We start from the raw sequence: 15,252 nt of genomic DNA, 5'->3' as shown, positions 1-15,252 counted from the left end.
CCTTTTCGTTACGACTTATTGACAGAGCTTTTCTGAGTCTCTTGCTTAAAAAAGTACAGGCTGATGATTAACAGCACCATTGGGATAAGGGCTAGATAGAAAGCATTCTTTCCTCCAACTTCTTGAAAAAAATAACCAGTAATAAGCGAGCCTGTCGTGCCGCCAAAAGCAGAGAAAACAACAATCAACCCCGTCATCGGAGCGTGTTTGTGACGCGCTAAACTGCTCAGCATTACTGAGTTCAACACGGGGTATATAGGAGCCATCATTAAGCCGATAAGTGGCAATAAATAAGCGATAAGTGGAGCATCAACGATAGATTTTATTTCTTCACCAGAACTTGCTCCAGTTAGGGGCAGTAAAAATACGATGATTAACGCCATACCGATGAGACAGATATTTAGAAATAAATGCCAATTGATGAACTTTAGAATTTGCCCCGCGAGTAAGCGTCCAATGGCGAGTGATGCTGCAAAAATACTCGCCATTTGTACACTGATATGACTCGGTAGGTTAATGACTTCATTGTAAAATGTGGGTAACCAAGAGCCTATGCCTTGTTCAATAAGCACATATAAAAACACGGACATAACAAAAATGAGTACCAAAGGTTTTATGCTCATTTTGATCATGTCGACAAACCCATCCACAATACTAGGTGGTGTGTCTTGTTGTGACGGCTTGGTCATGGATGAGCAGAAAACGAGAACCATCGCGACTAACACCATTGCGGTTAACGGATAGTAAACTTGTAGCCAGTGGGTTGATGAGTCATTGTCGGGATGGATGTAAAAGCTAAATAACCAATACCCCGATAAACTGCCCAACATGAAAATACCCTCAATGGTATTGAGCAATGATGAATGTGCTTTTATCGAGTCGCTTAATTGGCCAATAACAGAGTAAACCGATATTTTTACTAACGCAAAAGACACACCAATGCACATAAATAGCAGTTTGATCACCCAAAACTGACCTAGCATTGGCGTAATAGCACAGGCGATAGTGACAATTGATAATCCGATGAGTAGCGCAACTTTATAGCCAATTCTTGGAATAATTGAAGCAACAAAAAATGACACAAATGCGATAGATAAGTCTTTAAAACCTTCCAGTGTACTTGCTTCTGTTTTACTGATATCAAAACTATTGATCGATTGCAGGATTACAGTACCAACACTGTTGAGCAAAATAGCAAACACAAAGTAACAAGCAGCAATGGCAGTTATAGTGATAAAACGAGGCATAAAGTTCGCTCAAATAAAGGTAAGTCATTTCAGTGTATCTTTGAAACCTCACTAATGCAATCGTTTGCATTTTGTCTTGTGAGTATTAGTTTTTTCTATTATCGAAATAACTTACACCGATTTAGTCGATTTTCGAGTGATCAGTTTGATGTCCATAACAACTGATTTTGCTGGTTGGCCATTCAATTGGTTGATGAGTTGTTCTACCATGATATTCGCGGCCGTTTTAGTGTCTTGTTGGATGGTTGTGAGTGAAGGGTGAAATAATTCAGCCATGACAATATCATCAAATCCTACGATGCCGACGTCATTTGGAATATTGATGTAACGCTCTTTTAGCGCTTTTAATGCACCAAGAGCAACCATGTCACTGGCTGCTACAATACCGTCGAAAAAAAGCCCGTGATCAAGGATAACTTGGTCCATTTTTTCGTATGCAGCTTTACTGGTAATGTCGCAAGATACTGTAAGATCGATACTAATATCAAGATTGAATTCAGCGAGGGCTTTTTCGTAGCCTTTGTAACGCTCACTCATTTCGGCATGTTCTGGGTCGCCAAGAAATACAATCCGTTTGCAGCCCCCTTCAATAAGATGACGCGTAGCTAAGTAACTCCCAAGGCAGTTATCGCTACCAATAACAGGATAGGTAGCATTCACTTTAGGATCTCCCCACACCACCAGTGGTGCTCCTGAGAGGGCGACATCTTCTATTTTTTGGGTGCTTTTTCCTTGGCCTACAACAATGATGCCATCGGCACGGCTACTGTTGATAAAGTAACTTGTCCAATCTTCATGAGCCATTAATGAATTCGATAACAACATTTCATAACCGTGTTGGTTGAGTGCTTGGTTCAAGTCACCTACAACCTTAAGTAAGAATGGATCGCTAATGCTTTGATCGGTACTGTCGCTTAGATTCAAAATGACAGCAATCACATTGGTTTTTTGTGTACGTAACCGACTCGCGGCGCGGTTTAAACTAAAGTTATGCTGTTTGGCAAGCGCTTGGAGGCTATCGCGAGTTTCTTGTTTGATCAGCGGATTATTGTTGAGTGCTCTTGATACGGTAGAAGTAGACACACCAGCAAGCTTGGCTAAACCCGCTAGGGTGATTTTATTGTCGTTATTCAAAGGTGAAACATCCCAGTATATCCTTAAAACCTGTCAAAGAATTATTACATATACAGCCAGTAATGCAACGGAAAGCGAAATCAAAATGCAAACGTTTGCATAAAATTATTGCAAACGTTTGCATTGGAACCTATATTGGGTGTGGGGAAGAAAAAGTAATCAATATAATAAATCGTTGATCATCGCTAAATGCGCTTGTCAACCAAAGGGAAAAACATGATGAAAAATTTCAAGCTATCTTCATTAACTGTAGCAATAGCTTTAATTTGCCAAGCTAATAGCAGTTTTGCCGCAGATAAAATACAACAAGAAGTCAGCAAAGATAGAGTCGAAAAAATTGTAGTAACCGGCACATTTAGTGGGAAAAGTGTTGCCAAAGAAGATGCTAGTTATGCCATTAGCTCGTTTTCTGAAGACGATATTAAAAAATTGGCTCCAAAAAGCACTGCAGAACTTTTTCAGGCTGTACCGGGGATTTGGGCTGAAAGTTCAGGTGGTGTATCAGGTGCTAACGTGTTTGTTCGTGGTTTTCCTGGGGGCGGAGATGCTCCTTTCTTAACTGTTCAACTGCAAGGCGCGCCTATTTTTCCACCGCCAACGCTGTCATTTTTAGAAAACTCAACCTTATTTAGACTAGACGAAACAGTGTCATTCATGGAAGCACTTCGTGGTGGTCCTAATCCTGTGGTATCAAATGGCCAACCAGGTTTAACCACAAACTTTTTATTAAAAGAAGGCTCCGAAGAAACTGAAGGTTTAGTGAAATATTCAACTTCAGATTACAACTTACAACGTGTTGACGGCGTTGTTAGTGGCCAATTAGCAGAAGATTTATATTTTATGGCTGGTGGCTATATTAAGAGCTCACCAGGCGTTCGTGATGCCGGATTCAATGCAGAAGAAGGCAAACAGTTTACGGTTAATATCACCAAAAAATTTGATAACGGTAAGTTCAATGTTTTTACTCGTCAAACTGATGACCATGGCGTGTGGTATTTGCCTGCACCGATAAATGTTTCTACTGTCGATAATCAATATAACCAAATTGGAACCAATAACCGTCAAGCAACAGTTAAATTTGGACCCAATGGTGAAGCTATCAACGTTGATTTTGGCCAAGGTCGAGGCTGGAATGGTTCTGTATCAGGCGGCAGTTTAGATTTAACCTTAGACAATGGTTGGGGCATTGTTGACCGTTTTATTTATACCAAAGGCGATGCTGATACATATGGATTAGTCCCTGATGGTGATCCAGTCATGTTATCGACGATTGCAGACAGTGGAAGCACTGCTTCTGGCGCGGTAACAGGAACAGAATACGCGGGCTCAACTGTGGTACAGCAAATTGGTCGTTGGGTTGTTAAGAAACAAATTGAAGCCTTTACCAATGATCTCGCTATTACTAAAACATTTGATAACAGTACAATTACTGCGGGTTATTACCACTCTACCTTTAGCGCGAATGACTGGTGGTCAATAGGTAACCAAGCTTATCATGTGGTTGAGTCTGGTGGCGAAATGCTAACGGGAATCGATTGTAACGATAACCAAGATAGCTGTGGTTGGAATTACGATATAAACAGTGTTGGCGATGGGTCTACTCAAGCTTTTTATGTTGCAGCATCCCATGAAATAACCGATTCACTCTCGATGGATGCTGGTATTCGCAACGAAAATCATCAAATTGAGTATACGGTTGATGAAGGGTTAGACGGTGTGATCAGCAAAGCGGTTTCCTATGATGAGTCTGCCATAGCATGGACTTTAGGAGCAAATTGGATGTTTGCTGATTCCCAAGGCATATTTGCACGGATAAGTGATGGTTCTAAAATGCCATTCTTTGATGATTTTCGCGATAACTTTGACGCATATCAGTCGGGTGAAGATTTGATTAAAGATGTTACTCAATATGAATTGGGTTACAAGTTAGTTGCTGATGATTACGAACTTTATGCCACAACATTTTTCAATGAAGTAAAAGGCGATACTTTTGTTGCAGTTCCAGGTGCCCCAGCTGAGGTATTAACAAACCAAGCGTATGGTCTTGAAGTTGATTTTAATTACTTCACGGATAGTGGCTTTACGTTAAATCTTAATTCAACCATACAACAAACTGAAATTACCGAAAGCCCTACCAATAAAGGTAATGAAGCGCAAAGGCAGCCTGGCTGGCAAGTGCGTATGACACCTAGTTACGATATTGATTTTTCAAATGGGATGTACGCGACGCTTTACGGAACGGTATCGGCAGTTGGCGACCGTTTTGCTAATAATGAAAACACGGTAACGTTAGCTGGATACACCAAAGTCGATTTAGGCGTTATTGTTAACTTAACCGAAGAAGTTCAAATGCAGCTTGCTGTGAGTAATTTAACAGATGAGAATGCACTAACAGAAGGTGACCCTCGAGATTCACTTTCTTCAAATGGACGCTATATCCTTCCAAGAACCATTGATTTTAATGTAAGTTACCAGTTTTAATCCCCTAAAACTCTCTTAATATATTAACAGCCAGTAGTGCAAACTACTGGTTTTTTTGTCTTTTTTTTATCACGTTTTCGATGCTATTTTGCTGGTATGCCTAAGCTTACTAGGTTAAACAGATCAGACCATATAAGGTATTTATTCATGTGATTAACGATATCTTCCTGATATCATAATCATTACTGTTATAACTGCCGTTTTTTGGTGTTATTCGTTCGACAGCGGGTCTTTTTTTTTACGCTGTATCAAGGGTGGTTAATGAAACCGACTGAGCCAGATTTACAACTAAAATCTCCTATTCAACGTAATTATAACCGAGCGGTGTTCTACACCTATATCGGGGTAATTGTGATGGCTTTGCTGACCGCTGGCATTATGTTTGAACGTCAAAAAGAGCAGCAAATTCAACAACGAGAAGAACAAGTAGCTCGTCATGTTATGCAAATCGACTTATTGCTTGAGTCGAGCATTCGTGCGGTGAAAAGCTTGCGTGATGTAGCGGTGGATCATTTACGTTTGGGCGAGTTTGTGCGTAAAGAGCGCTTACCAGAGTATGAAAAATTTAACGAAGATGGCCAGTATTTCACTTTAGAACCCAATTATGCCAACAGTGGTGTACCGTTTACCAATATGGGACGCATTACTGGTGCGGGTTCATTAGATGACCGTAGCGAGAGCTTTTATCAAGAGCTTGAAATGCTGTTTGAGCTATCATTATCCTTTCCTGTCGCGAAAGAAGCTGCCCCTAAAGCTTCGTCGATCTATTATATTTCTAACCGTCGGATGATGTCATTTTATCCATGGGAAAATAATGATTTACGCTTTAGAGATGAGCTGCTCAATAAGAAACAATTTCAATTATCAACGCCTTCAATGAATCCACAACGTAGTGTTTTTTGGAGTGAGGCGTACATCGATTCGGCGCATCAAGGCCTTATTACTACGCTTGGTTTACCGGTATATCTAGAAGATGAGTTTATCGGTTCGATTAACCTCGACATGACGTTATCATCGCTGGATAAACAAATTCGTACCTATTTTAAAATGCCCGGTACGGTGATCTTGCTTGACCAGCAAAATAATATTTTATCTCACAGTGATTTTGACTCCAGTGAAATGAATAAGGTTTACCACATTAGCCAGCGAATTCCGGCAGAGTTACATTCGTTATCGGAGTCTGAGCTATTTGACGCCCATGAAGGCATTTTGCGAAATGGATATTACATTCATAGTGTGGCATTGCATAACGCGCCTTGGCGGTTACTGTATTTACAAGATGAAGATGATTTATTCAAAGATTCGTGGGACAAGCTACAACTGAGTTTTCTATTAGTGGTATTGGCCTTGTCACTGCTGGTTACCATTGTGCATTGGCAAACTCGCCGAGCATTCGTTAGCCCAGCTTCACGCTTATTAACCCATCTAGAAGCGTGTTCACAAACGCCTATCCGTCCGCCAGAGAAAATTACCCGTGGTTGGGAACCGTGGTTTGCGCTAGTGAGTCGTATTTTTGAAGAAAACCGCCAGTATACTCATCATCTCGCCGAACAAAATAAACGTCTTGATAACTTAGTTGCTAGGCGTACTCAGCGTTTACGTGAAACAACTGAGCGCCGTGAGCGCGAGTTTGCATTGCTACGATCATTGATCGATTCGATCCCTGAAGCGATCGTGTTTAAAGACAAAGAAGGCAAATACTTAGGCTGTAATAAGTCAGCTGAAAGAATGCTGGGCTATACCGAAAATGAAATTATTGGCTTAACGTCATCAGAAGTGGTGAGCCCAGAGCAAGGCTTGCGCATTGGGGAAGAAGACAACAAAGTTCTGACCCAGCAGCATTCATTACGTTACCAAGAACGAGTCAATATTGAAGGTAAACCGGTATTGCTCGATACCTTTAAATTGCCGTTTTACAATCGCCGTGGCGATCTATTAGGTTTGATTTCTGTTTGGCGTGATATTACCCGTGAATACGAAGCCGCTGAGCAATTACGCATGTCTGAGCAACGTTACCATCTTGCTATGGATGCGGTAGAAGATGGTTTGTGGGATTGGTACATTGATTCTGAACAGATTATTTGTAATCCGGCTTTCTATTCAATGTTGGGTTATCAAGCTAATGAGTTTCCACCGTTACTCGAATCAATAGATGAGTTATATCATCCTGACGATCGTGAACGAGTACAAGAGTACCGCGCTCAATATGTGCGCGATCCGGTTGGCACTTATGAAATCGAATTTAGAATGCGCGGTAAAAATGGCCTGTATTTCTGGGTGTTATCTCGTGGGCGAGCGGTTGAGTTTTCTGAGGATGGTTGTAGTAAGCGAATGCTCGGTACACATAAAGACATTACCCGTCAGAAGAGTAACGAAGTCGCCTTGCTTGAAGCAAAACAAGACGCCGAGTTAGCCAACATGTACAAAAGTGAATTTTTGGCCAACATGAGTCATGAAATTCGGACACCAATGAATGCGATTATTGGTATGTTGCAGTTAGCACAACGCACTAGCTTGACTGTGCAACAGCAAGATTATCTTAATAAAGCCGGTTTTTCTGCCCAATCGTTGCTGCGAATTATTAATGACATTCTAGATTTTTCTAAAATTGAAGCAGGCAAATTAGAGTTAGAAAGAGTCGCGTTCCCGCTGGATAAAGTGCTTGATCATGTTATTGATATTAATGCCATTAAAGCGCAAGAAAAAGGCGTCGAATTACTGCTGTATGCGCCAGTCACCGCAGGGCTTATTTTGTATGGCGATCCACTGCGTTTAGGCCAAGTCATCGTTAATTTATTGTCTAATGCGGTCAAATTTACCCAAACTGGTGAAGTTGAGCTGGGTTGCGAAGATGTGGGTGAGCGTGACGACCGTATCACCATGAAATTCTGGGTACGCGATACCGGTATTGGGATCAGTAAAGACCAACAAGCAATGCTGTTTGATGCATTTTCACAAGCTGATGGTTCAACTACACGTAAATATGGCGGCACGGGTTTAGGTTTATCTATCAGTAAACATTTAGTGTCGATGATGGGTGGAACCATGCAAGTTGAGTCCGAACTGGGCTCCGGCAGCATTTTCAGTTTTACCATTAGCTTTGAAATTGCCGAAGAACAAGTGATCGCGCCGCTGGTGGTGCCAGAACAATTAAATAACCTAACAACGCTGGTGGTTGACGACAACCCAAGTGCATTACAAATTTATTCGACATTGATGACCGATTTTAGCTTTGGTGTGAACACGGCAGACAGTGGTCAAAAAGCACTGGATATATTGCGTAAAAAGCCAGTCGACTTATTGTTGTTAGATTGGATGATGCCAGAAATGAACGGCTGTGATGTTATTAAGGCGATAGATGAAATGGTCGCTGATGGTAGCATAGCAAAGCGTCCTATTATTATCTTAATGACCGCTTATGCTGCTGAGCCGTTAGACCATGAGCTGCAAAAAAATTCTGTTTATGCGGTATTACAAAAGCCGTTTAAGGCCTCGGCGTTATTTGATGAAATTATTAATGCCTTTGCCAAAGAACCTAAGCTGAATGCAATGCCGGTTATTATTGAAGCCGAACCCGCCAAAGCATCTGGTTTAGTATTGTTGGTTGAAGATAACTTTATTAACCAACAAGTGGCGTCTGAATTACTGAAAAGTGCCGGTTATGAAGTAGTGATAGCCGACAACGGTCAAGTTGCATTAGATGTGATTGATTCTAAACCATTTGATGCAGTGTTAATGGACATTCAAATGCCGGTAATGGATGGATTAACTGCTACCGCCGAATTACGCAAACGTTATAGCAAACAACAAATGCCTATTATCGCCATGACTGCGCACGCAATGTCGGGTGATAAAGAAAAAAGTTTAGCTGCAGGCATGAATGCACATATCACTAAGCCAATTGTGCTTACTGAATTATTTGAAACCTTATCTCATTGGATTGCATATAAACATAATCATAAAGACGATTAGTTTTTTGAAGATAGGATATTAACGACAGGGAGATTATTTATGATCCGCCGTAGTATTTCATTGGCATTGTTGCTGGCCGTCACACCAGCAACATTACTTTCTAACGCTGCAATAGCTGCCAGCGACTCAGCCCAAAAAATAATCAAAAATGCTGAAGCGGCAAAAGGCTTTATTAATCTATTTTACGATGCCAAATCTGCCCAGCTTTATTTGCAAGCGGATAAGCTCAATCAACCCTTTCTATTGCTGACCAGTTTACCTCATGGCGTTGGTTCGAATGATATCGGTTTAGACCGTGGCCAGTTAGGTCAAACTCGAATGGTACAATTTGAACAGCATGGTCCTTATGTTGTGCTCAAGCAGCTTAATACCTATTTTCGAGCCTCCAGTGATAATGTCGCCGAACGTCAAGCGGTAACGCAAGCTTTTGCTGAGTCGATTTTATGGCGCGGTAAATTAGTCGAGGGCAAAACGGCTCTAGTTGCGATTAATGACTTAGTGATTAATGATTTGCATGGTGTGTCTGATGTATTAACGGCAACTAAGCAAGGTCTGTATAGCTTAGACAGTAGCCGCTCAATGATATTGCCGCAAAAGATTAAATCGTTCGAACGTAATGCTGATATTGATGTGAATTTAACCTTTAAAGCCAGCAAAGCGGGCAAGCAAGTTGAGCAAGTTACTCCAGACGGTAAATTGTTGTCTGTTCGCGTGCGATACTCATTTATACAACTCCCAGATGTGGGTTATCAACCTCGTAGTTATCATCCTATGAGCGGTTATTTATCTGATGAGTATGCCGATTATTCTACCGCAGTTGATCAACCGCTGACTCAACGCCATTTGCTGCGCCACAGATTAGAAAAAGTCACTCCTGGTGACGCTCCAAGTAAAGTGGTTAAGCCTATTGTGTATTATCTTGATCCTGGTGCACCGGAGCCTATTAGAAGTGCTTTACTGGAAGGTGCACGTTGGTGGGAGAGTGCATTTACTGATGCAGGTTTTATTGACGGCTTTAAAGTTGAATTGTTGCCAGAAGGTGCAGACCCTCAAGACGTGCGTTATAACATGATCCAATGGGTGCATCGCGCCACAAGAGGTTGGTCATATGGCGCAGCAGTAACCGACCCTCGTACCGGTGAAATCATTAAAGGTAATGTCACGCTTGGTAGTCTAAGAGTACGCCAAGACCATCTCATTGCTCGAGGGCTCACTGCTGGTTGGCCAGATCGTAAAGCCGCTGCTAATGCCGCCATGGAATTGTCGCTTGCCCGTATTCGTCAGTTAGCTGCCCATGAAGTGGGCCATACCCTGGGGCTTGACCATAACTTTGCAGCATCAACAAACGATAATGCTTCAGTAATGGATTACCCACATCCGTACGTGAGTATTCAAGGTGATAACATTGATATTGCTACGCCTTACACCGAAGGAATGGGTGAGTGGGACAAATACACCATAGCCTATGGTTATGGTGGCCTTACGCAGACCGAGTCTTTGTTAACGTCGACCTTAACTAAAGGTTTTCGTTATATTGGGGAAGCAGACTCTCGTAGTGCCAGTGCCAGTAATGCGTATGCCAGTTTATGGGACCGTGGTAACGATGCAGTAGCGGAATTAGTACGTTTAGAAACAGTGCGCCGTAAAGCGATTGAGGACTTTAATTCAGATGCTTTATTGGCCGATGAACCTCATGGCGAATTAGCCGATGTGTTTGTGCCTATATATTTGCTCACGCGTTATCAAATAGAAGCCGCTGCAAAGTGGATTGGCGGGACTGATTATAGTTATCAACAAGTAGGTTCAGGCGTACGTTGGAATTATATTCGTCCTAAAATGCAACTTGCTGCACTCGATGCATTATTGGCGAGTTTGCAAACCGAGAGCTTATTAGTACCAAATAATGTGCTGCAAGCGTTAGTGCCAAAAGCCGGTAATTATCGAAAAACTCGTGAAAGCTTTGGATCAAACTTAGGTGTGATAACCGATCCAGTGGCGATGGCTGAAGTGTTGAGCCGTCATATAGTGACGCAGTTATTAACCCCTGAACGTTTAAACCGTGTCAGTCAGGCTTATATGGAAGACAGTCAGCAACTGTCGGTGGTTCAATTAATCGATAAGCTTGCGGGTGCCAGTTTGTATCAAGATTTACCGAGTGGCCAGGGTCTAGCGATGCAAATGCGAGTCAATACTGTGGTGATTGATAGTCTATTAGCAACGTACCATAGCCCTAAAACAGCACCTGAAGTTAAAGCGCAGTTAGCCGCAAGAGTGGACTATATTATTAAGCAGCTTAAGCGTCGCAGTAACCGTGGCAGCGATTATCAATCGGCGCATTACGATTGGCTGTTTCAAGGTGTAACGAAAGGCATGACCGATCCTACTTATCGATTAATCACCAAGCCGATGGACTTGCCTCCTGGTTCGCCAATTTAAGTGTTGAGTGATAGTGTTGAGTGATGTACAGCTGATAATACGCGACCTCTATTGGGGTCGCGTATTGCTTTGTATCAGTGTAATAACCTGATGATAGCATTTAGAATATGACTATTTTTTTTGCGGTAAAGTGGGTCCTGCAACGATGACTTTAGGGTTTCTAGGATAGAAATCATCTGCTTTACGATCGATATGGCTAAATTGACGGGTGTTTTTATAGGGCAGTTTCATAAAACCTGAAATACCATGACCTTGAATTTTATTTGCGTGAGTCATAATTCTATCCAAACAGGCTCGAAATGCTGCCTGTTTTCGTGGATTTAATAAACGTAAATAACTGTGGATTTTTAAATGGTTTGGTAACGCTTCAAAGATAATACAGCCAGTATGATGGATTTGATTTAACCACCCAAGTTCAGTCATGATTTCTGCTGGCAGTTCCAAGTTTTCTTCCGGATCTTTACCGTCTTCAAAGTATGAGTGCAGCCGAGATTTATCTTCCAAGGTGGGCACATCACCGACTTCAAACGGCATTTGCAGTTCACCGGTTATTTTATATTGGTGCTCGGTACTTTTTCGCTCAAGGTGTAAGGTGTCTTTGGCATTAAAAAAGCAAGCTTTGAACACCCCAATCCGCTTAATTCCTCGCGCCATGGTGACCATATTATTTACCGCTAACACGAGCGGCGCTTTACTGTCTGGATCGTAGATGGCTAAATTGGAGTCGATAAACACGCCAGACTCTTGCCAATGGATCACCAAACCGCCGACGATAGGATACTGTGCTAAACGGCCTACTGCGGCAATAAAGCCTTTTTCGGTATCGGCCATACCCACCATAAAATTGCGATAATATTTCTCTAATTGCACATCATCCATTTTGGCAATGGGATCTTGAGTATTGTGCTCTTTCAAAAACGATTTACGCGAGCTGTAACTTACGGTTTCGACGGCTTTCGAACGCGGTTGAGCCCATACAGGAATGTCGGGGGCGAGGGGGGGAGTGGATAGTATCGGCAAATGCATTCGATGACTGTGGCGTAGACTTTTGAGAAAGTAATCACCCGCAAGATTGCGCCGTTCAACATCATCACTGAGCATTGCATCAAGTATTTTTGCCAGTTCGATAGGTAACCCTATGCTGGTTGCAGGAATGATTTTTGTGCCGAAACGACTAATTTGTCCTGACGCGAGTGCATATAAGGTTGCAGCAGCGCCTTGTTCGTCAAATCGAGGCGTAGATAACGCACCGCTCAATTGTTCGTCACCAATAAAATACACATCGCCCATACGCGCGTTAGTGTGCTGTTGGTCGCTTGATAGTAAGGACATGACATTGTCATCAACCGCGCGGCCGTGTTCATCTCGCTGAGCAAATACCGCAGAGCCCCAATCAATTAACGACAACTTGTCGGTTTCAATATCATAAACCAAGTTAGATGGCTTAATATCGCCATGCACTAAAGGCTTACCTTTACGAAGATAATATAAAATATTGGCTAATTGTCTCGCGATACTGACGACCATTACTGGTGGCAAAGCGCCTAATCGTTGGCAAATTTTGTCGAGGTCTTCGCCTTGAGCTCGCTCCATTACTAAAATGCCTTGCTTACCAACCCGTTCAAATTTTATCGCCCCAGGTATGTTTGGGTGTTTTACTTGGCTAAGCATATAGGCTTCTTCTTCAAGCCTATCTTGGACGCTTTGAGGTAAATTTACCCTTGAGAATTTAAACACATGTGATTGGCTAAATTCATTGATACCCGCAAACACAAAGCCATAGGCTCCCTTACCAATAAATTCAATTTGCTGATATCCCAATTTACTCAGCTGTTGCTTACACAGGCGAATCCAGGCCTTATGCTTGCGTGCATCATTGGCGCTGAGCAGGTAGATGGACTGCTCTTCATTGATATAAAAGTGTTGCAGTTGCGGTGTTTGCAAAAGTAAGCCTCCTTTTTAAGCCCATTAAACCTTGATTAACCTTACTGCGGCAAGTGCTTCTTATATAAAACAACAGATTCCATCCACACATCAGCGCAGTCTATTTAAACATGGCTGTTCTTTTACTAAAAACCGCCCAGTATTGTTTTGTGAGCAAGCTTTTTGATTTGTAAATGGTCGCTTCCTATCTAAAAAATTACGATAAGTAAACCTTGACCTATATCAAATCAAAATCAATCAACACTAGGTACTATGGCTGTAATAGTTAATTAACGATTTTATGAGAGGTTATATGCATAATATAAATAAAACTGATTTAATTCAGTTGTTTAATTTTCCTCGGCAGCGAATTTTACAATCAATGGAAGTTACCCATTGTCCCCATGCAGTGTTTTTTAATCAAAGTGATGAGCAATGCATAACCTGTCATCAGGGAGAGGAGTGTTTGTGGATTAATCATAACGATGAAATGGTTGCGCTTGAAATGAAGTCGGTTGACCAATTAAAGCAACAATTATTAATCGCGGTCGATTACATTGACTCAAATTTAAGCCCGCATCATATGTCGCGTAGAAAGTGCCAATGTGAAAACTGTCGTTGGTTAAGGCAAGTACAAATGACTCTAGACGGTAAAGCCTAGTAAGTTGAATGCCAAATCATCAAGGGAGGTTGCATCCATTTTTTTTAGTCTTTAAAGTAGCCAGCATCTCATTAGCAACTTGACTGAAGAATAACATCATGGAACCCAGCTTTTGGCATGAAAAATGGCAGTTACAACAAATTGGTTTTCACCAAAACCAAGTGAACCCTTTTTTAGTAAAATATTGGTCGCATATTGGTTTGAATGAAAACACTGAGGTATTCGTTCCTCTATGTGGTAAATCGTTGGATATGTTTTATTTGGCCGAGCAGCGTCATACTGTGCTTGGATGTGAACTCAATACCCTCGCGGTTGAACAATTTTTTACCGACAATGGTCTGACTTATCAAGTCAATCATACCGACGAACATGTGGTCTTTTCTACCGATCAAGTGACCTTATATCAAGGTGATATTTTTACTCTCCCTAAAAGTGCAACAGCGTCGATTAGTGGTTTTTACGATCGCGCTGCCCTGATTGCTTGGCCAGAAGAAATGCGCCAACAATATGTTAAAGCACTCGCTGCGCTGATACCGGCGAATGTAAGTGGCTTATTAATCACCCTAGATTACTTACAAGAGACTCTAAAAGGGCCACCATTTGCAGTCAGTCCACGTTGGGTTGAAAGCTATTTAACGCCATATTTTGATGTTGAATTGTTGGAGTGTGTTGATGTACTGGCTGACAATCCGAGGTTTATGAATAAACACGTGCCTTGGCTTAATGAAGCCGTTTATAAGTTAACTCGAAAATCATAAAGAGACGCTAAAACCTACCATAACATCGGTAGGTTTTTTTATAACGCGAAATCATTTTTAAAGGCGTTAGTGAGATTCTCTAAGGGTAATTAAGGGCCTTAAATCGACTTCACCGTCGGCGTAAATGGCTGCGATATCATCTTGCTGACTAATGACAGCCACTGGCCCTTTAAGCATATGACGAACGAACAATAATCGATAACCATAACGATGTAAGTCATACAGTGCGAGTTTTTGGTCTGCTGTGGTTAAATTCCAATGCTCATCGTGATGAATTACATCCTTGTCACGTCGATCATTTATTTGGTATGCAACTTGAGTCATAATCCTTTCACCTAAGTCTTTTGAATGGCTTATTTATTGTTTACAACATTACTATAACAATAATACTTTTGAATGATAGTTTTTTGAACGCATTTTGTATGAAAAATCCCAAATTTCATTAGCTAACTCACATTTTCATCAATTTGGACACTCTGATGCTTAATTACATTGAACCAGTATTTCGTCCTCCTTCAGAGGGAAAGTCATTAATTTTACAGGTTTCCAATGGTTGTAGCTGGAATCAGTGCAGTTTTTGCGAGTATCACCCCTAGTTCTGTTGTACTATTTCTACCCTTTTCTAAACGATTCCTTTCAT

9 protein-coding genes and 1 pseudogene are annotated in these 15,252 nt (G+C 41.6%); 6 read left to right on the top strand and 4 right to left on the bottom strand.

Features of this window, described 5'->3' with window-relative positions; translation table 11 throughout:
• Positions 1-8 precede the first annotated feature (8 nt).
• On the bottom strand, positions 9-1,247 hold the full coding sequence (locus SFRI_RS18040) for an MFS transporter (protein WP_011638924.1): 1,239 nt from the start codon (positions 1,245-1,247) through the stop codon (positions 9-11).
• A 111-nt stretch (positions 1,248-1,358) separates the two neighbouring features.
• Positions 1,359-2,381 (bottom strand): LacI family DNA-binding transcriptional regulator, encoded by a 1,023-nt coding sequence (locus tag SFRI_RS18035; protein WP_011638923.1) that lies wholly within the window; start codon positions 2,379-2,381, stop codon positions 1,359-1,361.
• A gap of 216 nt (positions 2,382-2,597) precedes the next feature.
• On the opposite strand from SFRI_RS18035, the gene SFRI_RS18030 reads away from it, so the two are divergent.
• The 3 genes from SFRI_RS18030 (at position 2,598) to SFRI_RS18020 (ending at position 11,270) form a co-directional block, all read left to right on the top strand.
• Entirely contained in the window at positions 2,598-4,862 is a 2,265-nt protein-coding gene (locus tag SFRI_RS18030; protein WP_011638922.1) for a TonB-dependent receptor, read from the top strand.
• Between the two features lie 261 nt (positions 4,863-5,123).
• Positions 5,124-8,834 carry a response regulator gene (locus SFRI_RS18025; protein WP_011638921.1) on the top strand — a complete coding sequence of 1,237 codons (3,711 nt, stop codon included), beginning with the start codon at positions 5,124-5,126 and terminating at the stop codon, positions 8,832-8,834.
• Positions 8,835-8,873: 39 nt separating this feature from the next.
• Complete coding sequence (locus SFRI_RS18020) at positions 8,874-11,270, top strand: zinc-dependent metalloprotease (protein WP_011638920.1); 2,397 nt, start codon at positions 8,874-8,876, stop codon at positions 11,268-11,270.
• Between the two features lie 111 nt (positions 11,271-11,381).
• Here SFRI_RS18020 and SFRI_RS18015 read toward each other — a convergent pair whose 3' ends face one another.
• On the bottom strand, positions 11,382-13,214 hold the full coding sequence (locus SFRI_RS18015) for a protein kinase domain-containing protein (RefSeq protein WP_011638919.1): 1,833 nt from the start codon (positions 13,212-13,214) through the stop codon (positions 11,382-11,384).
• A gap of 292 nt (positions 13,215-13,506) precedes the next feature.
• Between SFRI_RS18015 and SFRI_RS18010 the strand changes: the two genes are divergently transcribed.
• Positions 13,507-13,854: a hypothetical protein gene (locus SFRI_RS18010; protein WP_041413224.1), complete on the top strand. Its 348-nt coding sequence runs from the start codon at positions 13,507-13,509 to the stop codon at positions 13,852-13,854.
• Between the two features lie 98 nt (positions 13,855-13,952).
• Entirely contained in the window at positions 13,953-14,612 is a 660-nt protein-coding gene (locus SFRI_RS18005; protein WP_011638917.1) for a thiopurine S-methyltransferase, read from the top strand.
• A 66-nt stretch (positions 14,613-14,678) separates the two neighbouring features.
• Here SFRI_RS18005 and SFRI_RS18000 read toward each other — a convergent pair whose 3' ends face one another.
• Positions 14,679-14,936, bottom strand: coding sequence for a hypothetical protein (locus tag SFRI_RS18000; protein WP_011638916.1), 258 nt, complete (start codon positions 14,934-14,936; stop codon positions 14,679-14,681).
• Between the two features lie 152 nt (positions 14,937-15,088).
• Between SFRI_RS18000 and SFRI_RS21800 the strand changes: the two are divergent.
• Positions 15,089-15,202 (top strand): annotated as a pseudogene (locus tag SFRI_RS21800) (oxidase); the annotation flags it as partial.
• Positions 15,203-15,252: the final 50 nt, after the last annotated feature.

Source organism: Shewanella frigidimarina NCIMB 400 (assembly GCF_000014705.1).
Classification (GTDB): Bacteria; Pseudomonadota; Gammaproteobacteria; order Enterobacterales; family Shewanellaceae; genus Shewanella; species Shewanella frigidimarina.
Note: the sequence above shows the minus strand (reverse complement) of the source record. Positions and strands in the feature narration are given on the sequence as shown.